Source organism: Halomonas sp. G11 (genome assembly GCF_001663515.1).
Taxonomy (GTDB): Bacteria; Pseudomonadota; Gammaproteobacteria; order Pseudomonadales; family Halomonadaceae; genus Vreelandella.
Genome location: NZ_LYXG01000023.1, coordinates 91138 through 117282, shown reverse-complemented (window position 1 = coordinate 117282; position 26145 = coordinate 91138). Strand labels below are relative to the sequence as shown.

The 26145-nt window shown below is 59.3% G+C and carries 27 protein-coding genes; 10 read left to right on the top strand and 17 right to left on the bottom strand.

Going from position 1 to position 26145, the window contains the following annotated elements; all coding sequences use genetic code 11:
• Window positions 1-9: 9 nt before the first annotated feature.
• From ADS46_RS18555 to ADS46_RS11455, 4 genes are all read right to left on the bottom strand, one after another.
• Window positions 10-411: a GFA family protein gene (locus ADS46_RS18555; RefSeq protein WP_082926067.1), complete on the bottom strand. Its 402-nt coding sequence runs from the start codon at window positions 409-411 to the stop codon at window positions 10-12.
• 26 nt (window positions 412-437) lie between these two features.
• Entirely contained in the window at window positions 438-776 is a 339-nt protein-coding gene (locus tag ADS46_RS11460; RefSeq protein ID WP_066320256.1) for a tRNA-binding protein, read from the bottom strand.
• Between the two features lie 91 nt (window positions 777-867).
• Window positions 868-1170 carry a type II toxin-antitoxin system RelE/ParE family toxin gene (locus ADS46_RS18550; RefSeq protein ID WP_082926075.1) on the bottom strand — a complete coding sequence of 101 codons (303 nt, stop codon included), beginning with the start codon at window positions 1168-1170 and terminating at the stop codon, window positions 868-870.
• On the bottom strand, window positions 1158-1415 hold the full coding sequence (locus tag ADS46_RS11455; RefSeq protein WP_066320254.1) for a type II toxin-antitoxin system Phd/YefM family antitoxin: 258 nt from the start codon (window positions 1413-1415) through the stop codon (window positions 1158-1160). Before ADS46_RS11455 ends, ADS46_RS18550 begins: the two co-directional genes overlap by 13 nt.
• A gap of 312 nt (window positions 1416-1727) precedes the next feature.
• Here ADS46_RS11455 and ADS46_RS11450 point away from each other — a divergent pair, with 312 nt between their 5' ends.
• Window positions 1728-3143 carry an amidase gene (locus ADS46_RS11450; RefSeq protein WP_082926066.1) on the top strand — a complete coding sequence of 472 codons (1416 nt, stop codon included), beginning with the start codon at window positions 1728-1730 and terminating at the stop codon, window positions 3141-3143.
• Between the two features lie 2 nt (window positions 3144-3145).
• On the opposite strand, the gene ADS46_RS11445 is transcribed toward ADS46_RS11450, so the two are convergent.
• The gene (locus tag ADS46_RS11445) at window positions 3146-3580 is read right to left on the bottom strand and encodes a hypothetical protein (protein WP_066320249.1); all 435 of its coding nucleotides are present in this window, start codon (window positions 3578-3580) and stop codon (window positions 3146-3148) included.
• A 181-nt stretch (window positions 3581-3761) separates the two neighbouring features.
• Between ADS46_RS11445 and ADS46_RS11440 the strand changes: the two genes are divergently transcribed.
• From ADS46_RS11440 to ADS46_RS11415, 6 genes are all read left to right on the top strand, one after another.
• The gene (locus ADS46_RS11440; protein WP_066320247.1) at window positions 3762-5498 is read left to right on the top strand and encodes a proline--tRNA ligase; all 1737 of its coding nucleotides are present in this window, start codon (window positions 3762-3764) and stop codon (window positions 5496-5498) included.
• Between the two features lie 52 nt (window positions 5499-5550).
• On the top strand, window positions 5551-6084 hold the full coding sequence (locus tag ADS46_RS11435; RefSeq protein WP_066320245.1) for a transglycosylase SLT domain-containing protein: 534 nt from the start codon (window positions 5551-5553) through the stop codon (window positions 6082-6084).
• A 118-nt stretch (window positions 6085-6202) separates the two neighbouring features.
• The gene (locus tag ADS46_RS11430; protein ID WP_066320244.1) at window positions 6203-6874 is read left to right on the top strand and encodes a Cupredoxin; all 672 of its coding nucleotides are present in this window, start codon (window positions 6203-6205) and stop codon (window positions 6872-6874) included.
• A gap of 36 nt (window positions 6875-6910) precedes the next feature.
• Window positions 6911-9238 carry an EAL domain-containing protein gene (locus ADS46_RS11425; RefSeq protein ID WP_066320242.1) on the top strand — a complete coding sequence of 776 codons (2328 nt, stop codon included), beginning with the start codon at window positions 6911-6913 and terminating at the stop codon, window positions 9236-9238.
• Window positions 9239-9265: 27 nt separating this feature from the next.
• Window positions 9266-10126 (top strand): DUF3034 family protein, encoded by an 861-nt coding sequence (locus ADS46_RS11420; RefSeq protein WP_066320239.1) that lies wholly within the window; start codon window positions 9266-9268, stop codon window positions 10124-10126.
• Window positions 10127-10146: 20 nt separating this feature from the next.
• A complete protein-coding gene (locus ADS46_RS11415; protein WP_082926065.1) occupies window positions 10147-10581 on the top strand; it encodes a group I truncated hemoglobin in 435 nt (144 codons plus the stop codon).
• Here the strand turns inward: ADS46_RS11415 and ADS46_RS11410 are convergent.
• From ADS46_RS11410 to ADS46_RS11365, 10 genes are all read right to left on the bottom strand, one after another.
• Window positions 10565-11713 carry a GGDEF domain-containing protein gene (locus tag ADS46_RS11410; protein WP_234346818.1) on the bottom strand — a complete coding sequence of 383 codons (1149 nt, stop codon included), beginning with the start codon at window positions 11711-11713 and terminating at the stop codon, window positions 10565-10567. The two genes, ADS46_RS11415 and ADS46_RS11410, sit on opposite strands and share 17 nt — an antisense overlap.
• Window positions 11714-11716: 3 nt before the next feature.
• Entirely contained in the window at window positions 11717-12217 is a 501-nt protein-coding gene (locus ADS46_RS19020; protein WP_234346817.1) for a hypothetical protein, read from the bottom strand.
• 124 nt (window positions 12218-12341) lie between these two features.
• Window positions 12342-12746: a monovalent cation/H(+) antiporter subunit G gene (gene mnhG / locus ADS46_RS11400; protein WP_066320236.1), complete on the bottom strand. Its 405-nt coding sequence runs from the start codon at window positions 12744-12746 to the stop codon at window positions 12342-12344.
• Complete coding sequence (locus ADS46_RS11395) at window positions 12739-13008, bottom strand: monovalent cation/H+ antiporter complex subunit F (RefSeq protein WP_027335551.1); 270 nt, start codon at window positions 13006-13008, stop codon at window positions 12739-12741. Before ADS46_RS11395 ends, mnhG begins: the two co-directional genes overlap by 8 nt.
• Window positions 13009-13033: 25 nt before the next feature.
• Window positions 13034-13507, bottom strand: a complete 474-nt coding sequence (locus ADS46_RS11390) for a Na+/H+ antiporter subunit E (protein WP_066320233.1) — start codon at window positions 13505-13507, stop codon at window positions 13034-13036.
• Window positions 13504-15021 (bottom strand): Na+/H+ antiporter subunit D, encoded by a 1518-nt coding sequence (locus ADS46_RS11385; protein ID WP_156524508.1) that lies wholly within the window; start codon window positions 15019-15021, stop codon window positions 13504-13506. Before ADS46_RS11385 ends, ADS46_RS11390 begins: the two co-directional genes overlap by 4 nt.
• Entirely contained in the window at window positions 15018-15365 is a 348-nt protein-coding gene (locus ADS46_RS11380; protein ID WP_066320229.1) for a Na+/H+ antiporter subunit C, read from the bottom strand. The genes ADS46_RS11385 and ADS46_RS11380 overlap by 4 nt, the downstream gene beginning before the upstream one ends.
• Window positions 15353-15811: a Na+/H+ antiporter subunit B gene (locus ADS46_RS11375; protein WP_066320228.1), complete on the bottom strand. Its 459-nt coding sequence runs from the start codon at window positions 15809-15811 to the stop codon at window positions 15353-15355. Before ADS46_RS11375 ends, ADS46_RS11380 begins: the two co-directional genes overlap by 13 nt.
• Window positions 15804-18131, bottom strand: a complete 2328-nt coding sequence (locus tag ADS46_RS11370; protein ID WP_066320219.1) for a putative monovalent cation/H+ antiporter subunit A — start codon at window positions 18129-18131, stop codon at window positions 15804-15806. The genes ADS46_RS11375 and ADS46_RS11370 overlap by 8 nt, the downstream gene beginning before the upstream one ends.
• A gap of 118 nt (window positions 18132-18249) precedes the next feature.
• On the bottom strand, window positions 18250-18768 hold the full coding sequence (locus tag ADS46_RS11365) for an FKBP-type peptidyl-prolyl cis-trans isomerase (RefSeq protein WP_066320216.1): 519 nt from the start codon (window positions 18766-18768) through the stop codon (window positions 18250-18252).
• A gap of 99 nt (window positions 18769-18867) precedes the next feature.
• Between ADS46_RS11365 and ADS46_RS11360 the strand changes: the two genes are divergently transcribed.
• Entirely contained in the window at window positions 18868-20235 is a 1368-nt protein-coding gene (locus ADS46_RS11360) for an AmpG family muropeptide MFS transporter (RefSeq protein ID WP_066320214.1), read from the top strand.
• A 3-nt stretch (window positions 20236-20238) separates the two neighbouring features.
• On the opposite strand, the gene ADS46_RS11355 is transcribed toward ADS46_RS11360, so the two are convergent.
• Window positions 20239-22068 (bottom strand): SEC-C metal-binding domain-containing protein, encoded by a 1830-nt coding sequence (locus ADS46_RS11355; RefSeq protein WP_066320212.1) that lies wholly within the window; start codon window positions 22066-22068, stop codon window positions 20239-20241.
• Window positions 22069-22221: 153 nt separating this feature from the next.
• On the opposite strand from ADS46_RS11355, the gene ADS46_RS11350 reads away from it, so the two are divergent.
• Complete coding sequence (locus tag ADS46_RS11350) at window positions 22222-22815, top strand: GNAT family N-acetyltransferase (protein WP_066320210.1); 594 nt, start codon at window positions 22222-22224, stop codon at window positions 22813-22815.
• On the opposite strand, the gene ADS46_RS11345 is transcribed toward ADS46_RS11350, so the two are convergent.
• Window positions 22812-24059: an ABC1 kinase family protein gene (locus ADS46_RS11345; RefSeq protein ID WP_066320208.1), complete on the bottom strand. Its 1248-nt coding sequence runs from the start codon at window positions 24057-24059 to the stop codon at window positions 22812-22814. The two genes, ADS46_RS11350 and ADS46_RS11345, sit on opposite strands and share 4 nt — an antisense overlap.
• A 173-nt stretch (window positions 24060-24232) precedes the next feature.
• Between ADS46_RS11345 and ADS46_RS11340 the strand changes: the two genes are divergently transcribed.
• Window positions 24233-26143 (top strand): DNA topoisomerase III, encoded by a 1911-nt coding sequence (locus tag ADS46_RS11340; protein WP_066320205.1) that lies wholly within the window; start codon window positions 24233-24235, stop codon window positions 26141-26143.
• The last annotated feature ends 2 nt before the right edge of the window (window positions 26144-26145 follow it).

Below are 26145 nucleotides of genomic sequence, written 5' to 3'. Positions count from 1 at the left end.
GTCAGCCACTTATATAGGGCGTTCTGAATACTGAGGAAGGTCATCATTAATGTCGTCCCACTCAGCCTTGCTTGCTACAAAAATGTGGCTCGCTTTTTCTATGTCGATATCATCATCCAGAGTCCCCACTCGAAGCCTTAGAACCTCCGGCATTGATAAACGTTTACTATAAATTGGCGAGCCGCAGTGCTCACAGAAATACCGGCGGGCATCTTCTGATGAAGCATAACTGCGTAGACTACTTTCCCCTTCCAACAGCTTGAAATCAGACGTATTAACCGCAGCGTTCAGGGCGAAGGCAGAACCATTCGATTTGCGACATATTTTACAATGGCAGAACATGGCGTCACCAAGTTCGCCATTGATTTCATAGCGGACAGCACTGCACAAGCAACTTCCTTTAATAGTCATCACATTCACCACTTGAACTATAGGTGTTATAGGAGTCGAGTCCCAAGAGGAACGTCTTTATCCGGCACACACAAGGCAACGTCTCCATCTTCATTATGAAACCCCGTTACCAGGCATTCGGACATCAGCGGACCGATCTGCTTGTTTGGGAAATTCACGACAGCAACTACAAGTTTTCCTACAAGCCCTTCAGTATTATATAGACCTGTTATTTGAGCACTGGATTTCTTGATACCTAGCTCATCACCAAAGTCCACATGCAAGATATAGGCAGGCTTTCGAGCTTCCTTAAATATTTCTGCCGTGACAATGCGTCCAACCCGAAGCTGAATTTTTAGAAAGTCATCAAACGATATCTCTTCCATGAATTACCTCTAAAACATGGCTAACGCCGAAGCGCGACGGTGACTCTGATGTAGCGAAGCGGAGACAAAGGTATCCGAGTGACGCGCCTGGTTAGCTGCTTCCGAGCATGTACGCACGAAGCTGTCGTTCCTCTCGCATGACATAGAGGACAAGAACCCGCTTCTCATCATCACGATAAAAAATGCGGCACGGTGTAACCACTACCTCCCTGTATACCGAATTGGGGAGTTCAGGAGGAACCCGTCCGGATTGAGGAAAATTTTCCAAACGCTCGGTCTTATCGAAAACTTCCTGGACCAGCTCGCTTGCGGCAGTAGGATTGTCCAGAGCAATGTACTCAGCGATGGCATCCAGTTCCTGAAGGGCGGGCTCCGTCCAGACTACTTCAGCCATTTCCCCATTTTCTCCCTGGCCTCAGTTTGGCTGTACGTTCTTCCCTCAAGTACAGCACGCTCTCCCCGTGAGAGGCCCTCAAGTAGCTCGAGTCGACGCTGCATGAACTCGTAATCCTGCACATCAACAAGATAAGCGGATGGCTGGCCATGCTCGGTAATCAGTACTGGCTCTTTCGATAAGTGAAGATCTGCCAGAATTTTTGTAGCTTGGCGCTTGAGGTTCGTAACCAGCTCAACTTTCATGGGCCCACCCTTAATCAGACCAATAGTGACACTATAGTATCACTATTCAGGTGAGACAATCACAGACCTGACCATCAGGCTGCATATCCAAAATTCGCGTGCCTGCTCATTTGCTCTATTCACTCATACTCTATTCATAAATTTTGCTTAGGTCACGCCCTGGCAGGAATTTTTGTACGCCACTTATCACAGGGCATATACCGGTAGCCGACTTGGGTGATAAGTAGTGCGTGAGGCGGGTTAGACGCTGATCGACCCGTACATTAGGCTTTGGAGAGCCCCTTCTGAGTCATGACCAACAAGGAGAGTGAAATGAGTGATACGGACCTTGGCACCTTAGATGCGCAAATTCTCAACCAGCTCTTCGAGTCGCGAAAGGCATCCCCCCTTGAAGCCACTCGCGCCGCCCTGGGTCGCATTGACCGTTTTAACGAGGCTGTTAACGCCTATGTCTATGTGGATGCTGAAGGCGCCGAAGAGGCCGCCAAAGCCTCGACTCGTCGCTGGCAACAGGGTAAACCGCTGAGCCCTATTGATGGGATTCCAGTGTCAATGAAGGACTTGACCGAAGTGGCGGGCATGCCCTGCCGTGCGGGTTCATTGACGTCCTCGACGGCACTTTGCGATACCGATGCGCCGCCTGCGCGGCTGCTGCGCGAGGCCGGTGCAATTTTTCTCGGCAAGACCAACACACCTGAATTTGGCTGGAAAGCCGTCACCGATAATCGTGTTTTTGGCGCCACCTGTAACCCCTGGGATACCCGTCTGACGCCCGGCGGATCCTCAGGAGGAGCCGCCGCAGCGGCCGCCCTTAACATGGGCGTCCTTCATCAGGGCGGCGATTCGGGGGGCTCAATTCGCATCCCCGCTGCCTTTACCGGCGTATTTGGCTTCAAACCTACCTTTGGCTGGACTCCTCAATGGCCACCAGCCCAAGAGCCAACGCTTTCACACCTGGGGCCGTTAACCCGTTCGGTACGTGATGCGGTGAGCATGCTGAACGTGATGGGACGCTATGACTATCGCGACCCTTATGCGACCAGAGGACAGCCCGACTGCTGGGGAAGCGATTTGAATAAAAGTCTCGTGGGGCTTCGCATTGGTTACTCTGCCGATCTCGGCTACGCGAATGTCGATCCGCAGATTGCCAGCCGGGTGAAAGAAGCCGCCCATAAAATGCAAGCATTGGGTGCCGAAATCGTCGAAGTGGACCCTGACTTCTCATCACCCCTGGATACCTTCCGCAAGATCTGGTTCACCGCTTCCCTGGCCCAATGGCAGCAAATGGATCAAGAAAAGCGTGACCAGCTCGACCCGGGCATGGTGGCCAATGCTCGCGAAGCCGCAACGTGGAGCGCCCTTGATCTCTTTCATGCGCTGTCGGACAGGGCCGAACTGACCCGGCGACTCGAGCATTTCAATCAGCAGTATCACCTGCTCATGACGCCAGCGGTGGCCGTCATGCCGTTTGACATCAACCGGGAAGTCCCGCCGGGAAGCGGCATGCGCGATTGGGAAGAATGGGCGCCGTTCTCTTACCCCTTCAATCTTAGCCAGCAACCTTCTGCCTCGGTTCCCTGCGGCTTTACTGACCGCGGCCTGCCGGTAGGGTTTCAACTGTCCGGCGGCAAGTTCGACGATGTGCGGGTACTTCGCGCCTGCCATGCCTTCATGGAAGCACATCCGCCGCGTTTTCCCTCTGTTCCCAACCTCCCTCAAAACACTTGAAATTACATCGCCGATAGACGATCGTCATCCATGACGCCCGACATACGCACCATGGCCAGCGCCTCTTCGAGGCTATCCACCTGTTCGACCTTGACCAATTCATTCTTCAGCGTCACCGGCTGCCCAGCCTGTTCGGACAGCACCTTTTCCAGCGAGGCTATATCCATGTCGTCACCCAGCGACTGCATCTCGATATCGCTGCTTGTCCGGCTGGGCAGGTAAATCGTGCCATTAGAGAAATCCACGGCGTAGGCAATCACGCCGGGGACAATAAAGAAAAGCAGCCCAACGCCATTAGCCACTGCCACGGCAGGGTCAATATCGCCACCCAATTGACCTTTTCTTTCCGGGTGAAAAAGCGTCCCGCAACCGCTGATGGCGACAACCGCCGCGCCAATGACGGCCCCCTTCAACCACTGGTTAACTGTGCGTTGCATGCAGGGTCTCCCCGTTAATAATCAATTGTGTATAGGGTTAAAACCCGCTGATTTTAGCACACCGAACGGATAAGTCAGCGCGGGTAATCTCAGCGCAATTTTGCCGCCTTAACCGCTTGGCCGTACAATGTCGTAACGAACGATAACGGGTCCACCCCATCAACAAGGAATGCTCTCGCCCATGCGCGCCAGCCAACTACTCATTGCCACCCTGAAAGAAACCCCGGCGGACGCCGAGGTGATCAGCCACCAGCTCATGCTGCGCGCGGGCATGATCCGCCGCCTCACCTCGGGCCTTTATACCTGGCTGCCGCTGGGCCTGCGCACGCTGCGTAAAGTGGAAACCATCGTGCGCGAGGAAATGAACAACGCCGGTGCCCAGGAAGTGTTGATGCCCGCGGTTCAGCCAGCCGAGCTCTGGCAGGAATCCGGCCGTTGGGAAGAGTACGGTCCTGAGCTTTTACGCTTTAAAGACCGCCATGCCCGCGACTACTGCGTTGGCCCCACCCACGAGGAAGTCATCACAGACCTGGTGCGCAAAGAAATCGCCAGCTATAAGCAGCTGCCGATCAATTTCTACCAGATCCAGACCAAGTTCCGCGACGAGATTCGCCCGCGTTTCGGGGTCATGCGCTCGCGGGAGTTCATCATGAAAGATGCCTACTCCTTCCATCTGGACGAGGCATCGCTCAAGGAAACTTACCAGGGTATGTACGATGCCTACTCGCGCATCTTCACCCGCCTGGGTCTCGACTTCCGCCCGGTGATTGCCGACAACGGTTCGATCGGTGGTACGGGGTCGCATGAGTTTCACGTCCTGGCCGACTCGGGCGAAGACGATATTGTGTTCTCCGATGGCTCGGACTACGCCGCCAACATGGAAAAAGCCGAGGCAATACCGGCCCCGTTGAATAGCAATGCCTCGCGCGAAGCCCCCAAGGAAGAAATGCGTCTGGTCGACACACCCGACGCTAAAACCATCGCAGCGCTGGTCGAGCAGTTTGGTCTGCCTATCGAGAAAACCATCAAGACGCTGATAGTGAAGGGTGCCGATGACCAGCTCATCGCCCTGCTGGTGCGCGGTGACCACGAGCTGAACGAAGTCAAGGCGGAGAACCACCCCAAGGTAGCAACGCCATTGACCATGGCCAGCGAGGAAGAAATTCGCGCCGTGGTTGGCGCAGGTCCTGGTTCGCTTGGCCCGGTAGGCCTCGAGCTGCCCATCATCATCGACCGCAGCGTGGCACTGATGAGCGATTTTGGTGCCGGTGCCAATACCGACCACAAACACTATTTCGGTATCAACTGGGAGCGCGACACGCCCTTGCCCGAGATTGCCGACCTGCGCAATGTGGTTGACGGTGACCCTTCACCAGACGGACAAGGCACGCTGTCGATCAAGCGCGGTATCGAGGTGGGCCATGTCTTCCAACTGGGCCAGAAATACTCACAAGCCATGGATGCCAACGTGCTCGGCGATAATGGTAAAACCAGCCACCCCTGGATGGGTTGCTATGGCATTGGCATTACCCGCGTGGTGGCGGCTGCTATCGAGCAGAATCATGACGACGCTGGCATCATTTGGCCCAATGCCATTGCCCCTTTCCAGGTGGCGCTCGTCCCCATGAACGCTCACAAGTCCCAGCGGGTGCGCGAAGAGTCTGAGCGCCTTTACCAAGCGCTCAGTGCCGCTGGCCTGGATGTGTTGCTGGATGACCGCGACACGCGCCCCGGGGTTAAATTTGCCGACCTGGAACTCATGGGCATTCCCCATCGCCTGGTCATTGGCGACCGCAGCCTGGACAACGGCGAACTCGAATACAAAGGCCGCCGTGACAGCGATGCCACCATGGTGCCTGCCGAGCAGATTATCGATTTCCTGCGAGAAAAAGCCGGTCTTGCGCCCACCGGTCAATAGACGCGCAACCTGCCGCACCCGACGATTGTCGCGGCTGACACTGGCGGCCTGTATGGCCGCCAGCCTTCTTATCGGCCCACCCGTCCAGGCCGAGCCTTTGCCTGAATCTCTTCGCCCGACCTTGGCGGATACCCATCAGCGTCATCAGACACCCCAACAGCGATGGCTGATGCGCCAGTGGAGACAGCGTATGGACGGCCATCTGGCTGACTTTATCAGCGCACCTACCGAGCGCCGCAAGCTGCTTACCCGTATCTACCAGGAGGCAAGCCTTGCCAGGCTACCGCCCGAGCTTGTTCTGGCATTGATTCAGGTGGAAAGTGGCTTCGATACACAGGCCGTATCATCCGCGGGCGCCGTCGGCCTAATGCAGATCATGCCGTTTTGGATCGAAGAGTTGGGGCTGCCGATGGATGACTTGACGAATCCAACGCGCAACCTGCGCTATGGCTGTACGATCCTGGCTCACTATCTCGCCGTTGAACAGGGCGACTTTACCCGGGCGTTGGCCCGTTACAACGGCAGCTTAGGCAAAACCTGGTACCCGGAACGGGTACTGCGTACCTGGCGTGATCACTGGCGATAAGCCTGATGGCTGCTCGAGGTATATCTGTGAGCCTATCGTTAAGTAAGTGGCATGACTTTCCTGACATAAACTCGCATGATAGTGGCTCAAGATCCGGCCCTGCTAACCAAGGAAGTTTATGGTATCTCTCAAACATGCGTATTGGGCGCTTTTATGCGGCGCCGCCTCGCTGGCTCTTCTCAGTATCAGCCCTGATACGCTTGCCAGTGATACCCGTATCAGCGTATCTGACAGCCAAGGTGAACCACTGCCCAACGCCGTGGTGGAAGTCTATTTTCCACACTCGGCGTCGCGCGATACCAGCGTAAAGCAAATTTACCAGCGAAATGCGGCATTCCATCCGGAAGTCTTGGCAATACCTGTCGATAGCCAGGTCGCGTTTCCCAATAAAGACACAACGCGTCACCATGTATTTTCTTTTTCAGACGCCAAAACCTTTGATCTGAATCTTTATCTGAACGAGACGCCACCCCCCGTCCATTTTGATACGCCTGGTGTGGTGGTCCTGGGCTGTAATATTCACGATCACATGCAGGCCTTCATTGTGGTAAGCGATGCACCTTTCTATGCCATGACCGATGAAAGGGGGCAGGTCAGTCTGCCATCGTTGCCATCCGGCCAACACCGTGTGAGGGTTTGGCACCAGCGACTCCACGATAGCCAGCAGCGCTGGTGGGAAGGCGAAATTGCCTCAGACGAGCAGTTGTCGGTCCCCCTGGAACTCCGCGCCACACCGAAGCCTCCCGAGGAACTGTCGCCGTTGCAGCAACGTTTCAAGGAGGCCACCTAGTGCCCAGCGACAACTTGGGGGCCCGATAACCACAATATGCGCTTTCGTACCCGTTTAATGCTCGTGCTGTTAACCGTGGTGGTGGTCTCACAACTGGCCACCGGCCTCGCGTTTCTGCGCGCCACCCAGCAAGATGCCCTGGCCAAGGGCAACCAGCGCCTGGAAGTAGGTGCCCGCGTTCTCGACCAGCTGCTCGAAAGGCGCGGCGATCAGCTACGCGATAACGTGGCGATCCTGGCCGATGATTTTGGCTTTAAAAGCGCGGTCGCGTCCCAGGATCGTGAAACCCTACAGTCCGTATTGGTTAATCACGGAACTCGGGCTGATGCGGACATCGTGCTATTGAGCGACCTGGACGGCCAGCTGCTGGCCAGCAGCCACCATCCCTCGCAAACGCCCATGCCCTTCCCCGAGCTGTTCGAAACCGCTCGCCAACAGGGTTCCGCGTTCAGCGTCGTGATCGCTGATGGAGAGCCCTATGAGCTTGTCATGATGCCGGTTCAAGCGCCCAACGTGATTGGCTGGGTGGGCATGGGCTTTTTGATTGACGACGCCGTCGTCGAGGAAATCAATGCCCTCACCGGCCTGGATATCAGCGTGGTCAATTACACCTCTGGCCAGACACCAACGTATCTAGCCAGTTCGCATTCCCCAAAAACAGCCGAGCCGTTAAGTCAGTTCAGTGATGCAGCTGAGGCAGGGGCGTACTCAGACACCAGTCAGATGACGCCTGACGATGGCTATCTTACCTACGCCAGCGAACTCTATAAGGACTCAAAGAATCAAACGTTCGCGCTCATTCAGCTGTCACGTAACGAATTATTAGCGGCCTACGACGACCTACAGTGGCAGCTATTAGTTATCGTGGCGCTTATACTGCTGTTCACGATCGCCATTGCGGCCTGGAGTGCCCGGAGCATCAGCCGCCCGCTTGTCGCGCTGGCCGACGTGGCCAGACGGATTGGTCAAGGCGAACGGGTCACCGACGTCCCGGCAGAATCATCCCAAAGCGAAACCGGGCTGCTCGCCGGAACGCTGCGCTCGATGCAAGACGATATTGCCGAACGCGAAGCGATCCTGCGGCACCAGTCACGCCATGACCTGCTCACCGATTTGCCCAATCGCATCAGTGCGCTCGAAGACATCAATGCCCGCATTGAAGACGGTCACCCCTTCACCCTGCTACGCCTGGCCATTAAAGACTTTCGCAACATCAACGATACCTTCGGCTACGAACTGGGCGACCATGTACTGGTAACTCTCGCCAACCGTATGAAAGCGCTGACCTCTCCTATTCAAGCCGCCTATCGCCTGGCCAGCGATGAGTTCTTGTTGCTGATCAATCAGCCTTACACCACGCCAAACTGGCGCATCAGTGAGCTCGCATCACTGTCAACGCCCATTGACCTGGATAATTCGTCGATCGGTCTTTCACTGGCAGCAGGTGAAGTGAGTTATCCAGAACACGGTGCAAAGGCCCAGTTGCTGCTCCGGCGCGCCGATATTGCTCTCGACATGGCACGTCATCACCCGGATGCCCACCAGCGTTACGCCGAAGGCCAGGACGAACGTCACTTACGCCAGTTGACGCTGATCCATGATCTTCGCGATGCGGTGAGCAACAACCAGCTTTGGATGGCCTATCAACCCAAAGTGGCAACGCGTGATGGAGAGGTATGTCAGTTTGAAGCGCTGATGCGTTGGCGCCACCCTTCGCTTGGTTTTGTGCCCCCGGATGAGTTCATTGGCCTGGCCGAACGCTCGGGCAATATTCGCAAGCTTAGCCAATGGATGCTTGAGCACATCGCCTCACAGCTCCACCAGTGGCAGCAGCAAGGCGTTCGAATCAGCGTGGCTGTCAACTTGTCCGCCAGCGATGTCACCGACGCCCAGCTTCCGGGGCAGCTAGCCGAGTTGCTGGCGCGCTACGGTCTAGCAGCGGATCAATTGAGTCTGGAGGTCACCGAAAGTGCCGTCATGCAGGATATCAATGCCGCTGCCAGAACGTTGGACGAACTGAGCCGTCTCGGCGTGTCCATCGCCATAGACGACTATGGCACCGGGTATTCCTCCCTGGCCCAGATCAAGCGATTGCCGGTCAACGAGCTCAAGATCGACAAGTCCTTTGTGCTCAAGCTCGACTCCCAGGAGGACGACCTGACGATTGTGCGTTCGACGATCGAGATGGGTCACAGCCTGGGGCTCAGCATTGTGGCCGAAGGGGTTGAAAATGCGGCTAGCGCCGCCCTGCTGAATGACTTGGGCTGCGACTATCTACAAGGCTACTGGATCGCCAAACCCATGCCCAGTGACGAGGTCATTCCCTGGCTGAAAAGCGCCGAAACCTTCACCTTCACGCATTAACCGCGTACTTACCGAGAGAGCCTGTCCATGTCCACTTTCATCCCCAAGGCAACAGCAAACGGCATGCGGCTGCTTATTATCGCCCTCGGGCTCTCAATAAGCAGTTCGTCCCTTGCTGGCAGTCGTCTTATAGGTACCGGTGGCGTGGGCGCTATTGAGGGAGCCGCTGGCGGTGGCCTCTCGCCCTGGGCCTTGCTGACAAGTACCGCCAGTGAGCAGGAGTTCGGTGCAACGGCAACCGTCTCGCGGGCCTGGCTGGATGATTATCGCTTAACGGTAGAGGCCGCCAGTGCCAACATCTACGATCGCGTCGAGCTCTCTGCGGCACGCCAAACCCTGGATCTCGAAACCTTAGGCGGCGAGCTGGAGCAAACCATTGTCGGTGCCAAGGTACGCTTATTCGGCGATGTGCTGTACCACCCCTGGGGGATCTGGAGCGCGGGCGTTCAACATAAGAACCTGGCCGATGACAGCATCCCCAAAGCGTTGGGAGCTCAGCACGGCCAGGGCAACGACGTTTATTTGAGTGCCAGCAAACTGGTGTTCAACGCCGTGGCTGGGCGCAACCTGTTGCTGAATGCCACGCTGCGCAATACCAACGCCAATCAAGGTGGATTACTGGGGTTTGGCGGCGATAACGGCGGCCGCGAATGGGTTGCCGAAGGTAGCCTGGGGCTCTTTTTGACACCTAAATGGGTTGTGGGGATGGAATATCGACAAAAGCCTGATCGGCTTAGTGCAGCCCGTGAAGACGACTGGCAAAGCCTGTATAGCGCGTACTTCTTCAACAAGCACGTATCGCTGACCGCTGCCTGGTTATCGTTGGGCGATATTGCCGGGCTACCTTCTCAGAATGGCGCCTATGCGTCGCTTCAGGCGGCCTTTTGACCCGCCAAGGAGACTCCATCATGCGTTTTCACCGCTGCGCCACCCCGCTGCTGATGGCACTCTGGCTGACAGCATGTGCGGCCCAGGATACGACCCAACCATCGCTTTACACACAGCTCGGCGGCATGCAGACCATCGATCGCGTCGTCGAAAACATGCTGTATCGAGTGGCAAATGACCCCGAGGTCGTGGTCTTTTTTGCCAACACCAACATCGACCATTTTGCGGAAGCCTTCGCTACCCAGCTATGCGATATAAGCGACGGCCCCTGCCAATACGAGGGACCGCCCATGGATCGCGCGCACCAGCACATGGGCATCAACGATGCGCATTTCAATCGTGTGGTTGAGTACCTGGCCGACGCAATGGCGGAGGAAGGCGTTCCACTGGCGGCCCAAAATGAGTTATTGGGGCGACTGGCCCCGCTGTACGATGACGTCATGCGACTGCAATGATGTGCCAGTCATCCCTTCCCGCTGTCTTCACCTGATAAAGGGCGTTATCCGCGGCTTCATAGGCCCGTTGGAACCCCACTTGAGACGGAATGAAACAGGTCGCCCCGATACTCAGCGTCACCTGTTTTTTGTCGGGATGGGCGGCGTGGGAGAACGCTGACTGTTGCACTTGCTGGTGAAGCTGTTGGCAGTAACGACCCAGCGCATCAACATCCTCACAAGGCAGTAGCGCCGCGAATTCATCGCCGCCCAGGCGATAGAGGGTCGCCTCTTCCGGCAAGGCATCGGCAATTAACAGCACAAGATGGCGTAACAGTGCGTCCCCCGCCGGATGCCCCATGGTATCGTTATACTGTTTGAAAAAGTCGATATCCACCAACACCAGGCCAAGCGACTGCTGTTCCTGCTGCATGACATCCTGGTGAAGTGCGCTGCGATTGCCAATGCCCGTTAAAGGGTCACGCATGGCGCGTTGCATCCACCGCAATGTTTCCTGAGTCGCTTTTTCTGTACGCCTTAATTGCCGGTCATGCAGCCACCAGAACAGCAGGCCAAAGGCGAAGATCAGCAGGCTGCTATAGATAAGCACCTGGTTGTGCCAGCGGGTTCTTTCCGAAAAGGTGTTAATGGCTTCCCCGCGGCGATCCAACTGCCCCATTTCGATACGCGTCAGGCAGGCGATCGGGTCGAGCAACTCGCGAGCGAGTATCACCGGTAATACGTTATTGCTTTCAAGCGCCGTCACCGTCTCATCCAGCACGCTTAAGCTGGGCGACGTGCAGTCATATTGCTGATGGTAAACATCCACGTCGAACAGCCCGTAGGCCAACTCGATGTCGGTTATCGCTGCTGCCCGTTCTTCTGGCCCAGGCATGTCCAACAGACGGGCCTGGGCATCCTGCAAATAGTGCCGGGAGCGCGTAGCCAACTGCTGGCCCGTCAGGTTATCCGACTGGCTGAAGTAAGTCTGAATCTCGGGAAACACCCAGCGGGCTTCATAGATGATCAACACCATCAGCGCCATGAAACTCATCAGGCTAAGCGACAGCCATTTGATGTAGCGACCAGGCCGCTTGCGGTTGGCCGAGTCGCTTCCATCAACGTCACGGGATGAGTCAAGGGTTGGCTTCATGATTTACCCACGCGCTTCGATACTGCGAATCATCCAGATCCAGTCATTGAACTCGCGTAAGCTGTTAACGTCCCGGTCACCGTATTCCCGCTCTACCAAGCGTACCGGGCCCCTTGAGCGCAGACTCAACGGCTTGCCATTTTCAATCGTCACCAGATACCAGTTGGGGTCATCCCAATCGCCTAGCGTGACCTCGTAACCGTCCCAGGCAGTAAAGCGCAGCTTGTCAGGCACACGGCCAAAGTGGCGGGCAAGAAAGTCTGCAAACGGCATGCCCTGCATTGCAACGCTTTCCCCCTGATAAGGGTCAAATAGCCGAAAATGGCTGTCTGAAGACTCACGAAGCTGCGCGACATCGACCTCCTTGACCCTATCACCATCGATCAGTCGCAGCGTTTGCGCCACGCTGGCGACAGGCATCAGGAGAGTGGCGATACCTGCCCCTAGCGCCCACTGAGCTACAGGGGAGCGGCGCAGACAACGCTTGAAAACGGCAGCATCCATAGCGGGAACTTCTCAATAGCTGGCAATGGGACCGACTGTACCACTTCCAAATTTACTTTACATTTCAACCGCGATGAACTCGCGTTGAACACAATCAACTGAGCGTCTTTCCAGGAGAAGCCGGTCAATCAGGGTCAGAGTCGCGGGGGTGTCGCTTGGCGTTCTCCTGGGTTTCGAGGCCGCTTTTCAGCTCATGGGTCAAGGGGTCGTAATTAGGTCTTAGCTCGTCCTTGACCGTACCATTCCATAAGCGCGCGCCCACAAAGTAACCCGCCCGCCCAATGACGTGCGCCGCCACCGGGGCGGTCATCATGATGAAAAAGATCACCCCGAAGGCCCGGGCGACCACCGCCACCTCGGCGAAGTGCAGGGCCACCGCCAGCATGATCAGGGTAGCGCCCAGAGTCGCTGCCTTGGTGGTGGCATGCATGCGCGTCAGCAGGTCGGGCATGCGCACCAGGCCAAGGGCAGCCAGAAACATGAAGATGGCGCCAACCAGGATCAGCCCGCTCTTGAGCAGTTCAATCATCGCGGGGCCCTCCGCGTTCCAGGAAGCGCGCAAAGCCGATGGCCGCCATGAAGGCCATCAGCGCCATGACGATAGCAACATCCAGCAGGCTGGGCACGTCGGTGGCGATGGCCACCAGGCCGATCGTGCCGACCAGGATCGACGAAAAGAGCTCAAGGGCCACCACCCTGTCGGGCAGGCTGGGTCCCTTGAACAGGCGCACGAAGGCCAGGCAAAGGGCCAGACACATGAGCGCCAGGCTCAGCAGAATGACGGTCGACACAGCTCCCCTCCTCTCAATGGCATTCTCAATGGAACAGCTCCAGAGCACGGCGCTCGAGCTCGGCCAGCCCTCGGCGCAGCTCGTCCTCGTCGTCGAGGAACATGGCATGGATATAAAGCACCCGGCGGTCGTCGGAAACGTCCAGGCTCAAGGTGCCCGGCGTCAACGAGATGAGGTTGGCGACGAAGGCGATCTCGAAGTCGTTGCTCGCCTTGAGCGGCATGGCGATCACACCCGGTTTCATGTACCAGGGGGGCGTAATGATATCGAAGGCCACCTTGAAGTTGGCCAGCACCAGCTCCTTGAGGAAGAAGCCGATAAACCGTATGAGCCGCGGCAGGCGTTGGGCATGGCCGTCCAGAGCCGGTACATGGGGCTGAATCAACGCCAGCACCAGGTAGCCGAACAGCAGACCGGCGAGCAAATTGCGTCCGCTGAAATCGCCGGTGAGCACCACCCAGGCGAAACCCAGCATCAGATTCCAGGCAGCACCGATCATGGAATCACCTCCCGGTCTTCACCCAGTACCGCCTCAATGTAGCGGGACGGGTCGAGCAGTTCGGTCGCCGACGCCTCGGCCAGGGAGTAGATCGGCTCGGCGTTGAGACCGATGAATACGGTGCAAAGTGCCAGCCCCACCACGGGCGTGGTCATCAGCCACATCTCGCGCTGGCCGATTGCCGGGTAGGGATCGACGTCACCGTCCTCCGGGGGAGACTTCCAGAACACCTCGGCCCAAATCTTGATCATCGAATAAAGGGTCAGCAAACCCACCAGCAAGGCAATGAAGGTCACGCCCCAGGCTTCGGCCTCAACCCCCGCACGGATCACGATGAATTTGGCGAAGAAGCCGGACAGCGGCGGCATGCCCGCCAGCGACAGGGCCGGAATCAAAAACAGCACGGCCAGCCAGGGGTGGCTGCGATACAGCCCGCCCAACTGCTTGAGCTGGTAGGTCCCGCGCAGGCGACGTACGATGCCGCTGACCAGGAAGAGATTCGTCTTCACGATGATGTGGTGCATGATGTAGAAGACCCCGCCGATGATCGCCAGCGGCGTGAACAACGCTAGGCCCAGGATCATGTAGCCGATCTGGCTGACGATGTGGAACGACAGGATGCGCCGGAATTCGAACTGGGCCGCCGCGCCCAGCACCCCCGAGAGCATGGTCAGCCCCGCCCCCCACAGCAGAATCTCATGGGTATAGCCAGGGCTCTGGTTGAAGATCAGCGTAAACACCCGATACAGAGCGTAGACCCCCACCTTGGTGAGCAGCCCGGCGAACAGTGCCGAGACGGCCACCGGAGGGGTATGGTAGGAAGCTGGCAGCCAGAAGAACAGAGGAAAAGCCGCCGCCTTGATGCCGAAGGCGACCATGAACATCATCGCCAGGACATCGACCATACCGGTATCTTCCAGGGCACCCAGGCGTCGGGCGATATCGGCCATATTAAGGGTACCGACCATACCGTAGAGCAAGCCCACGGCTACCAGGAAGATCACCGAGGACACCAGATTCAGGGTCACGTACTTGATCGCGCCCTCCATCTGCGCCTTCTCACTGCCGAGTATTAGCAGCGCGAAGGAAGCCACCAGCATCACTTCGAACCAGACGTAGAGGTTAAAGATGTCGCCAGTGAGGAAGGCCCCGGCCACCCCGGCCAGCAGCAGATGCATCAGCGGGAAATAGCCAAACTTCTCATGCCCTCGGCCAGCACTGGCCAGCGAGTAAAGCGCCACGGCGAAGCCGATGATGCCGGTTAGCACCACCATGATGGCCCCCAGCAGGTCGGCCACCAGACTAATGCCGAAGGGTGCCTGCCAGTTGCCCATATGCATCACCAGAATGCCGTCGTGGTTCACCGTGGCGAGCAACCAGCAGGCAGTGACCAACAGGCTACCGGTCCCCGCCACGGCGACGAAGCGTTGCATGCCCCGGGAACGCCAGAACACCAGCGAAACGGCCCCGGCAAACAGCGGGATCAGAATAGGTAGCGCAATCTGGGGCATCACGTGTCGGTATCCTTCATCTTGTCGAGGTCATCGGCGCGAACGATCTCCCAGGCACGCCGCACCAGTACCACCGCAAATGACAGCACGCCGAAGGCGATGACGATAGCAGTGAGCACCAGGGCCTGAGGCAACGGATCGGCGACCGCCCCTGCGGGAGCGGTCATCCCCTCGGGCACCAGTGGCGGTGCCCCGCGTGTCAGCCCTGCGGTGACAAAGATCAACAGGTTGGCGGCGTTGGAGAGCAACATCAGGCCGATTACCAGCTTGACGATGGAGCGGCGCAGCATCATGTAGATGGCGGCAGCAAACAAGATGCCGATGGTCACGGCCATCAAGGGTTCCATGTGGTCTCCTCCGGATCGGGTTGATCCTCGTGGTCGTTCTTGATCAGCGCGGTGATGGCCGTGAGCACCGATCCCAGCACCACCAGATAGACGCCAATGTCAAAGATCAGCGGCGTCGAGGCCTTGAAGTCGATGATTGGGATGGTCCACCACTGAGCCGTAAAGAAAGGGTCGCCGACCCACCAGGCAGGCAACGTCGAGAGCACCCCGAACAGCAGGCCCATGCCGACCAGGTCCCGGGGCGAAACCTTGAGGATGGCGTGCATGGCTCGTCGCCCGAAGGCGAAAAGGTAAAGGGCAAAGGCCCCCGCCGCCACCAGGCCCGCGATGAATCCCCCGCCCGGCTCGTCATGGCCACGCAGCAGCAGAAACACCGAAAACAGCAGCTGCAACGGCATCAGCAGCCGCGCGGCGACAGTGAGGATCAGCGTTCCCGGTTTAATCATCGTATCTCTCCGTCGGGGTCGCAGACTTGACCTCGTACTCATCGGCATGGAAGCGCATCATGGCATAGACCCCTATGGCTGCCAGGGCCAACACGAACATTTCCCCGAGGGTGTCCAGCGCCCGGAAATCGACCAGGATGACGTTGACGATGTTATGGCCATGGCCCAGCGGCTGACTGTTCTCGACCATATAGTCTGAAATCCTCGGCAGGCGCTCGCCGCCCAGCACCGAGAGCATCAGCAGGGTGACCATGGTACCCATCAGGCAGGCCACCACCAGGTCACGCAGGCGCTCCGTCGTGGTCGACAGGGTAGCGAAGCGCGGCAGGCGAAATAGCACCAGAACCAGCAGGATCACCGTCAGGGTCTCCACCAGCAGCTGGGTAATGGCCAGGTCCGGCGCGCTGAACAGCACGAAGGTCAGCGCGATGGAGAAGCCCATGATACCCACCGCGGCCACCGCGGCCAGGCGCGAGCGCATCACGCAAGCCGTCACCGCCCCGGCCACCATCAGCCCCGCCGTCACCACCTCATGGAAATAGGCGTCCACCGAGAAGGGAAAGCTCGGCGAGTGCCGGAAGAACAGCGCATGCCCCACCAGGCCCAGCAGTACCAGCAGGGTCATCACCAGATAGTTGCGGATGTAGCCGTTCTGGAGCATTCGCGTCTGCCATTCGGCGACCGTCACCAGACCGCGCATCATGGCCTCATAACCAGCCTCAGGGCCACGGGCCATAAGCGGTTCCAGCCTTGCCAGGGCGGCGCGCACCCGGTCCCAATGGCGGAATACCAGAATACCTAGCACGAGGCTCACCAGCGACAGCACCAGCGGCAGATTGACGCCGTACCAGAGTGTCAGCTGCGCCGACACCTCACCGGTGCCGATCCCCGACGCGGTCGCCGATACCAGACCATCCAGCAGGCCCGGCGCCAATCCGAAAACCAGCGACAACCCAGCCAGCAGCGCAGGCCCCAACAGCATATCCAAGGGTGGGTCGTGGGGAGAGTTGGGTGTCGTGCGACGCTGCCCGAAAAAGGGCCGCAGCACCACGACGGCCGCCACCGCCAGCGTCAAAAAGGCCGCCGTGAAGGCCAACAGCAGAATCAACCAGCGCCAGGCGTCGGCCCCAAGCACCGCCTTGAACATCAGTTCCTTGCCCAGAAATCCCAGCAACGGCGGCAGCCCGGCCAGGGACACCGAGGCTACCGCGGCGACCACGGCGGTACGCGGCATCAGGCCGCGCAAGCCGCCCATGGCGGTGACGTCCTTGGAGCCGGTCTCGTGATCGAGGATACCGGCGACCATGAACAGCGCCCCCTTATAGAGAGAGTGAGCAAGCAGGAAAACCACGAAGGCGGTCAGGGCGCCCTCGGTGCCGATGCCCAGCAGCATGGTCAGGGTGCCCAGCGCCATCACCGTGGAATAGGCCAGCAGCTTCTTGATGTTGGTGTGCTGAATGGCCAGGAAAGCCCCGGTCGCCATGGTCAGGGCACCCACCAGCGACAGGGTGATCACCCAAGGCTCGGTATCGCCCAGCGCAGGGTGCAGGCGCGCCAGCAGGTAGACGCCCGCCTTGACCATGGTTGCCGAGTGCAGATAGGCGGAGACCGGCGTAGGCGCGGCCATGGCGTTGGGCAACCAGAAATGGAACGGGAATTGAGCCGACTTGGTAAAGGCACCGATCAGCACGCAGATCAGCAGCGGCGCGTAGAGAACGTGCTCGCGCAGTGCGTCTCCCTGGTTGTTGAGCTCAACGAGTGACCAGCTATCGCCAGCCACCCCCAGCATGACGAAACCGGCAAGCAGCGCCAGCCCTCCGCCTACGGTGACAAAGAGCCCCTGCAACGCCGACTTTCTGGCCTCCGGGTCGGTATGGTTGAAACCGATCAGCAGGTAGGAGGTGATGCTGGTGAGCTCCCAGAAGACAAACAGCGTCACCAGGTTGTCGGCCAGCACCAGGCCCAGCATCGACATCATGAAGGCGGTGATAATCACCAGGAAACGGGCAAGATCGCGATGGCCGCGCAGGTACTCACCCGCATAGACCAGTACCAGGGCGCCGATCACCGTGATCAGCATCGCGAACAGCCAGGCCAGGCCGTCGATGAAAAAGGTCAGGCTGATGTCGAGCCCCGGCACCCAGGCCCACTCAAGCAGTAGCGTCTCGCCGGCCAGAATCTCCGGGGCAAGCCCGAGCAACCAGACGGCCATCAGCGCAGGATATGCCGCCATGACGCGAGCCGTGTGCTCACCGAACCAGCGATGCAGCAGCGGGGCTACCGCCGCCAGCAAAAATCCCATCAATAAGGCAAGTTGCATCTGGCGGTATCTCCTGTGTTCTCGCCCCCACGTTCAAGCGGCAAACTGTAGACTAGTCAGCGCTGGCTTGCCAATCAACGGTTTAAAGCACCTTTCAAAGTACCTTCTAAAGTACCCTCTAAAGTACCTTGCGGTCTTCAACCTTGCTGTGATCGGTATCCGGCGGCAACGGATGACCTTTGGCCAGCTCCGCTCTCGTTGCCTCACGGGTGGTGAGGATTCTGACCTGGTAACGCAACGTATGGCCTGCCAGCGGGTGGTTGGTATCGATACTCACGTTGTCCCCGTCCAGGCCGAGCACGGTCACGATCTGCGGCCCGGCTTCTCCTTCGGTTTGAAAACGACTGCCCACTTCAAGCTGAGTATTACCGAAAGAGCCACGGCTGACCGTTTGTATCAACGACTCGTTATAAACGCCATAGGCGTCTGCCGGGGCCAGCGTTACACTGAGCTCGGCACCTACTGGCTGGCTTTCCAGGGCACGCTCAAGCCCGGGCAGGATATTGTCATGGCCATGCAAATATTCGAGCGGCTTGTCCCGCGCCTGGGAATCATCCAGCAGTTGCTCGCCGCCATCGTTCAGCACGTCATGCAAACGATAGTGCAAGGTAACCACCTGATGTGCTGAAATCGACATACAAAACTCCTCTCCGGTAAGCTGTTGGCCGTGTGTCCAAGCGTAGGCACAGCTTATCATCAGGCCGCTGTCACCGTCTTACCCCAGGAGTCGCATTTCATGCCCACCCCTATGCCCCAGCGCAGTTGGCGCGCTGCCCTGGCGATTTATCTGCGCGCCCCGGTCATTACCATGCTGTTTTTGGGGTTTTCCGCCGGACTGCCCTTCTTGCTGGTGTTCTCGACGCTTTCCGCCTGGCTGCGTAGCGACGGCGTCGAGGTCGCGGCGATTGGCTTTTTCGCCTGGGTAGGCATGCTCTACTCGATCAAGTTCTTCTGGGCACCGGTGGTCGACCGTCTGGCGCTGCCGGTACTCACCCGCCATTTCGGCCAGCGACGCGGCTGGATGCTGCTCGCCCAGGCCATGATCGCCGGCGGGCTCGTCGGCCTCGCCGGGCTCGACCCCGTAGGCAATCTGGGCTGGGTCGCGGCCTTCGCACTGCTGGTGGCCTTCGGTTCCGCCACCCAGGATATCGCCATTGATGCGTTTCGGATTGAATCCGCCGACGACGATGTGCAAGCCGCCATGGCGTCCACCTATATCATCGGCTATCGCGGCGGGTTGATAGCCGCCGGGGCTCTGGCACTGTATGTTGCCTCGGCGGTGTCGTGGCAGGTCGCCTACCTGACCATGGCGGCGCTGGTCGGCATCGGCGTGATAACGGTGCTGCTGCGGCCGGAACCCAAGCGCGCCTCGTTGACGGTGCAGTTAATTCACGAACCCAAGGTGCGGGCCTTTATTCGTGCCAGCCGTGGCCAGCCCAAAATACTGCGCAGAATCGGCGCCTGGGTGATTGGCGCCATCGTCTGCCCGTTCACCGACTTTTTCCGCCGCTATGGGCTCAAGGCACTGTGGCTGTTGGTGTTTATCGGCGTGTTTCGCATCAGCGACCTGGCCATGGCCTCGATGGCCAACCCGCTCTACATTGATTTGGGGTTCTCGCTGGAGACCATCGCCAACGTGACCAATGTATTCGGTATCGTGATGAGTATTGCGGGGGGGATTCTCGGCGGGCTGCTGGTGGCGCGCTACGGCATTGGGCCGCTGCTGATCTTTGGGGCGGGCATTGTCATGGTCACCAACCTGTTGTTTGCGGCCCTGGCGCTGATCGGCAACCAACTGCCCATGCTGGTACTCACCATCACCGGGGACAACCTCGCCAACGGCCTGGCCAGCGCGGTATTCATCGCCTTTCTCTCCAGCCTGACGTCCCGCGCCTATACCGCCACCCAGTACGCGCTGTTTTCATCCTTGATGACGCTACCCGGCAAGTTTCTCAGCGGCTTTGGCGGGCTTGTGGTGACTGGTCAGGGCTATGCCAGCTTTTTTGTGCTGGCCACCCTGCTCGGCCTGCCCGCCATTTTGCTGGCCATCTGGATCAATCGCGACAAACAGCTCGTTCCCGCCCCCGTTGCTGACACCCGTTAACGCTTACCGACTCCCGGGGCGATGGGCGTCGAGCCAGTCCAGCGCCCCCTGGGTCGTCCGCCACTGATCGCGCATTAGCGTGCGGTACTGCCAGGCCTCGGCGCGTGAGCCGGGGTCAACCTGACCATCGGGGTGCGGCATGACCGGGCGCGGGTTTTCAGCGCAAATCATATCCAGCGTATGGCGATTATGGGCGACCACCTCCTTGAGCGAACGTTCTGCGGCTTCGTGATGGCCAAGGCGGTATAGCGCCAGCGTGCGGCCCATCAGCAACCCAAGTTCCAAAGAGCTATCGCTGCTGGCTTGTTCGGTAAGCGCCAGCGCCTCTTCATTGCGGTCGTCGCGCAGTAGTTGGTCCAGCACCAGTTCGCTCAGCCCCAGGCTGTCCTCCTGGTCGATCGCCAGGAGTTCTTCAGCCAGTTCGCGTGAGTGCTGACGCGCGCCACGCTCCATGCCTACCACCAGGGCCAGACCAATGCGCAGCAGGATGGCGTTATTGGCATCGTCCCAGCGCAGGCTACCTTCGCCCTCAGCACGCGCCTGGGTCAGCCAGCGCGAGAGACGTTTGGCAAGCGGAGCGAGCAGACTGGGGGCCATCCACGGCAAACTGCCAAAACGGCTGGTGAGGGCCAGCGTCAGGTCCTGCACCACTTGCGGCGCATCCAGCCACTCGGGATGGGCGCACAACGCCGACATCCACTCCACCGCGTTGCCCCAGGGTTCGCCTCGGAACCCCAGCGCGACCTCATCGTCAACCATGACCTGAAACTGCTCGTGCCAGGCGGCAAAAAGCGTCGCTTCGCGTGCGCTGACGTGGTACTCCAGATGCCCGGTATCAGGATTTGGAGTGATGTCGATCTTCGGCGCAGTGGGCAGCGCGGCGAGCAGCGCCTGCAGTGAAATCAACGGCGTTGCCAGGTCTTCCTCAGCGCTGAGCAGTTGATCCGCCAGGGTCGCACCGGGGTTGTCGGCAAGCGCCGCCAGGAAGTCGAGCTGATCGTCGTCAAGATCGCCCTGCCGGACCAAGCGGCGATACCAGAAATTGGCGCGCTCCTTGGCTTCACGCTCGTGCCCTTCATGCAACAACAGCATGGCTTCGATATACGCCAGCGTCGGCGAGTCAGGCAATGCCTGCTGGGCTTTGACAAAGGCTGCACGGGCGCTATCCAGGTCATCGTTGTCCAGGTGCGTCAGGCATAGCCGTTCAAGTGCCACCCCACGCAGGAACAGCGGCCCGCGTTCCAATACTTCATCCAGCAGGTCGGCGCGCTTGCGGGTAAAACCGCGCTCCTGATAAATATCCAGCAGAATTTCGAACGCGGGCTCTGCCTGCTCAGGCAGCCGCGACCAGTCGCTGCCATCGAACAGCGATTCAAGAATCTGCATGGCACGGCCGCTCTGGCCGCTTTCGGCGGCAATCAACCCGGCCTCGAGCAGTGCCTGGGGCAGCGCGCGCTGGCTCTCCAGCGCGGCTTTCAGGGTCGCGCCCTTCCACTCGCGCAGTGAAAGCATCCACATCATCTGCTCGGGGATTTCAGTGGGGAATTCGACCTGCGCGCAGCACTGCTTGTACTTGTGCCCTGAATCGCACCAACAGGGTTCGTTTCGACCGGGCGTGGCCAGGGGCTCGCAGGCAAAATCCAGCCGTTCCAGTGGCGTTTGCGACCATAAAATAGGGGCAAGCGCCTGGGCCGTCGCCAGATCACCATTGAAATATTCCGCCCCCTCGGCACGCACCCAGGTCATAAAATCGGGATAGTGTTCATCCTGCCTGATTGCCGAGAGTGCCCCGGAGGCAAATCCCAGCAGCTGATCGACCCATACCGCCAGCATTGCCGTCTCCACTTATAAAAGACCCTATTGAAAAGCGACATAGTCTAGCATGACCATTGGGGGCACGCAGAGAGGATTGGCAAGATCGCCAAGGGCTGCCAGCGGGCAGCCCTTTTACCCGGCCAAGCAACGCTTTATCAGGAGAGCAAACCAATGGACACGCTAACACTGACCACCTGCCAGGGGGCCGAAATAACGCCTCATGTCCAGGCACTGGCACGCCTGCGCATCGAGGTATTTCGTGATTACCCCTATCTGTACGATGGCGACTTAAGCTACGAAGCGGATTACCTGGGTCGCTACGCGGATAATCCAGACAGCCTCTTCGTTCTGGCCTTCGACGGCGACTCACTGGTGGGTGCCGCCACCGGACAGCCCCTGGCCGATGAAGTCGACGAGTTCCGCCGCCCGTTCGAGGCTAACGGCATTACCCCCTCGAGTGTGTTTTATTACGGCGAATCGGTGCTGCTTCACGCTTACCGTGGCCGCGGCATTGGCAAACGCTTCATGGCCGAGCGCGAGGCGCATGCCAAGCTGAAGGGATTTGATATTGCCGCTTTCTGCGCTGTCGAGCGCCCCGCCGACCACCCGCTCAAGCCATCCAACTATCGTCCGCTGCACGGCTTCTGGAATGCCCAGGGGTACCAACGTCACCCGGAACTCACCACCACTTTCGCCTGGAAAGACATCGGCGAAAATGAAGAAAGCCACAAAACGATGGTGTTCTGGATGAAGCGTCTCGATTAAGCCGCTCGGCCCCATTCAAGCAGGGGGGCCGTCCGCGAGTGCATATCGAGCCGTGCCCGCAAGCGCACCAGGTTCCAGTAATGGCCATTCAGGGCACGGGAAAGCAGCAGCGTATCGGCGGGGGGCTGCAGGCGGTCCATGGCCGCCCATACCTTGGGCGTCAGTTCGCGCAGGCGGCGATGGACACGTACATCGCTGAAGTCCTGTTCACCGGGGCTAAACAGCGGCGCCACACACTCAGCGGATTCGCGGTAAAGCGACAAAGGGGCCCCCTGCCCCTGGCGGCCGCCCATTTGCATCAGCGCTTCATCCATCGCCATCGGGTCATGGGCAAGGGTCGCATCGAGGAGCTGCATCATTGCTTTCAGGCGAGCCTCGGGCACCGGAATCACGGCGCCAAAGTCGTAAATCACCAGTCGACCTTGGTCATCGGCCGCAAAGTTACCCGCGTGCGGGTCAGCGTGCAGCTCGCCATAGGTGAACAACTCTTCAGTGATCCAGTCCGCCAGGGCCGACGCGACTTTCTGACGAGTATCATCGTCGGCGCTCTCCAGCTCACGTAGCGGCGTGCCGTCAACAAAGCGCATGGCGAGCACGTGCTGGCCGGATAGATCAAACAGAGGCTCAGGAATGACCAGGCGCGAGTCTTGCTGATAACGCTCGCGGTAGCGCGCCATCGCGTCGGCCTCAGCACGATAGTCGAGCTCATCGCGCAGCCCCGCCGCCAGTTCTTCAAACAGCGCATCCAGCCGCGCCTGGGGAACCTTGAACCAGCGGCCCAGGCTCATGATACGCCTGACCTGCTTGAGATCGCTTTCCAGCACATCCGCTAACCCAGGGTATTGCACCTTTAGCACCACCGTTTCGCCAGCATGGGTGACCGCCTTGTGCACCTGCCCCATGGAAGCGCTGGCAAAGGGGCGCTCCTCAATTTCCTGAAAATGCTGTTCAATATCGCCGTACTGCATCACCAGCGCCTCGCGGATGCGCGGCCAGGGCATCGGTTCCGCCTGGCGTTGCAGGCGCGCCAGCTCCTCGGCAAGATCCGGCGGCAGCAGGTCATCCCACTGGGACATGATTTGCGCCAGCTTCATGGCCGGGCCTTTCAGCTCGGAGAGACCCTCGAATAGTGCCTCGCCCAAGGACCGCCAGTCTGCCTGGCCACCCAAGCGTGTCTTGAGCAGCGCTCCGCCGGTGCGTGCACCCAACCCCATCAAACGTCGTGTTCTTCCGCGATCTCGCATTTAAGTCGCCTCGTTGACCATCTGACATGCAGCTTACGCAATCCGGCTAAATTATACAAAAGCTATACGAATAATCGCCACACATCATTTTCCAGACAACCTTTCGCTATGCTCACCGACATACGGTGTCTGTTACCATATTCCTACGTTACACAATTTAAGGCATCTCCCGTATGCGCTTGATTATCGCCGAAAAACCCAGCCTTGCCCGAGCGATTGCCGAGGCGCTCCCCGGCAGTTCCAGGCGCCAGGAAGGCGCGATCAGTTGCGGCGATACCACGGTGACCTGGTGCCTGGGCCACCTGCTGGAACAGGCGGCACCGGAAGCCTACGACCCCGCCGATAAACAGTGGCGACTGGACCGGCTGCCCATTGTGCCGCAGCAATGGAAACTGATGCCGCGTTCAAAAGCCCGAGGCCAACTGGCGGTGATTCGCAAGCTGATCAAACAGGCAAGCGAGGTTGTTCATGCCGGTGACCCGGACCGCGAAGGTCAGTTGCTGGTACAGGAAGTGATCGACTACATGAAGTACCGCGGCCCGGTACAACGGCTGCTGATCAGCGACCTCAACAAGCCCGCCGTCAGCCGCGCGCTTGCCAGCCTGCGACCCAATGCCGAGTATCAGCCGCTGTTCCAGGCGGCCCAGGCCCGGGCTCGTGCTGACTGGCTGTACGGTATCAACCTGACCCGTGCCTGGACCCTCACAGGCCGCCAGGCGGGCCACGACGGCGTGCTTTCCGTGGGCCGTGTGCAAACCCCGGTACTGGGCTTGATCGTGCGCCGCGATAACGCCATTCGTGATTTTGTGCCCCACCCGTTTTATCCCCTATGGGTGGATCTCAAGGTCGCTCAGGGGCAACTGCGCGCCTGGTGGGTGCCCAAGGAACACCAGCCGCTTGATGATCAGGGGCGCTTGATCGACCGCCAACCCGCCGATGCGTTGGCAGCGCAGCTACCCGGCGCCTCAGGTCAACTGACAAAGCTCGACCAGCAGGAGAGGCGCCAGGCACCGCCGCTGCCCTACTCGCTGTCTGCCCTTCAGGTCGATGCCGCCCGCCGTCACGGGCTTTCCGCACAGGTGGTGCTGGATATTTGCCAGCGGCTATATGAGCAGCACAAGCTGATTACCTACCCGCGCTCCGACTGCCGCTACCTGCCCGAAGAGCACCTCCCACTTGCCCAGCGTAGCCTGAGCGGCGCCTGCCAAAACGACGATGCTCTTCGACAGTGGCTGAAAGGCGCGGACTTCTCGCTACGTTCCAAGGCCTGGAACGACAAGCAGGTAGGCGCCCACCACGCCATCGCCCCCAGCGGCAAACCGGCCGACTTTAGCCAGCTCTCCGCGACCGAAGGCCATGTGTTCCGACTGATCGTACGCAACGTCATGGCCCAGTTTTACCGCCCCCTGCGCACCTTTGAGGTCAAGGCCGAGTTTACGCTGCTTGATGAGGCCTTCCGCGCTCGCGGCCAGAGCATCCTCGACCCCGGCTGGAAACCGCTGTTCACCACCCGAGATGAAAGCCCACCGCTGCCGCCGCTTACCCAAGGAGAAGCCTGCCAGGCGCTGGGTGCAGGCGTTGAGGAGAAGGAAACCCGCCCGCCGGAACCCTTCACCGATGCCAGCCTGATCAAGGCAATGATGAACATCGGCCGCTACGTGGACGACCCTGCCGTGCGCCGCACCCTGCGCGACACCGACGGTCTGGGCACCGAAGCCACCCGCGCCGGTATTATCGAAACGTTGGTCCAGCGCGGCTATCTGGTACGCCAGCAAAAGGCCCTGCGCGCCACCAAGCTCGGCAGCGCCCTGATCGCCGCCCTGCCTGAAGCGGTCAGCACCCCCGAACGCACCGCACTCTGGGAACAGCGACTGCGCGCCATCGCCGAACAGCAGGACGACGCCAACACCTTTCAGCAGGCGTTACTGGATGACTTGCGCGGCCTGCTCAACCATAGCGATGCTGGGAAACTCAGGCAGAGCCTGCAAACGGCACACGGCGTAGCCGGTGGCCCGGCGAAGCGCTCAGGCAAGCCGAGAAAGCGTAGAGGAAACGTGAAACGCCCCCCTGCCAAGCAAGGCTGATA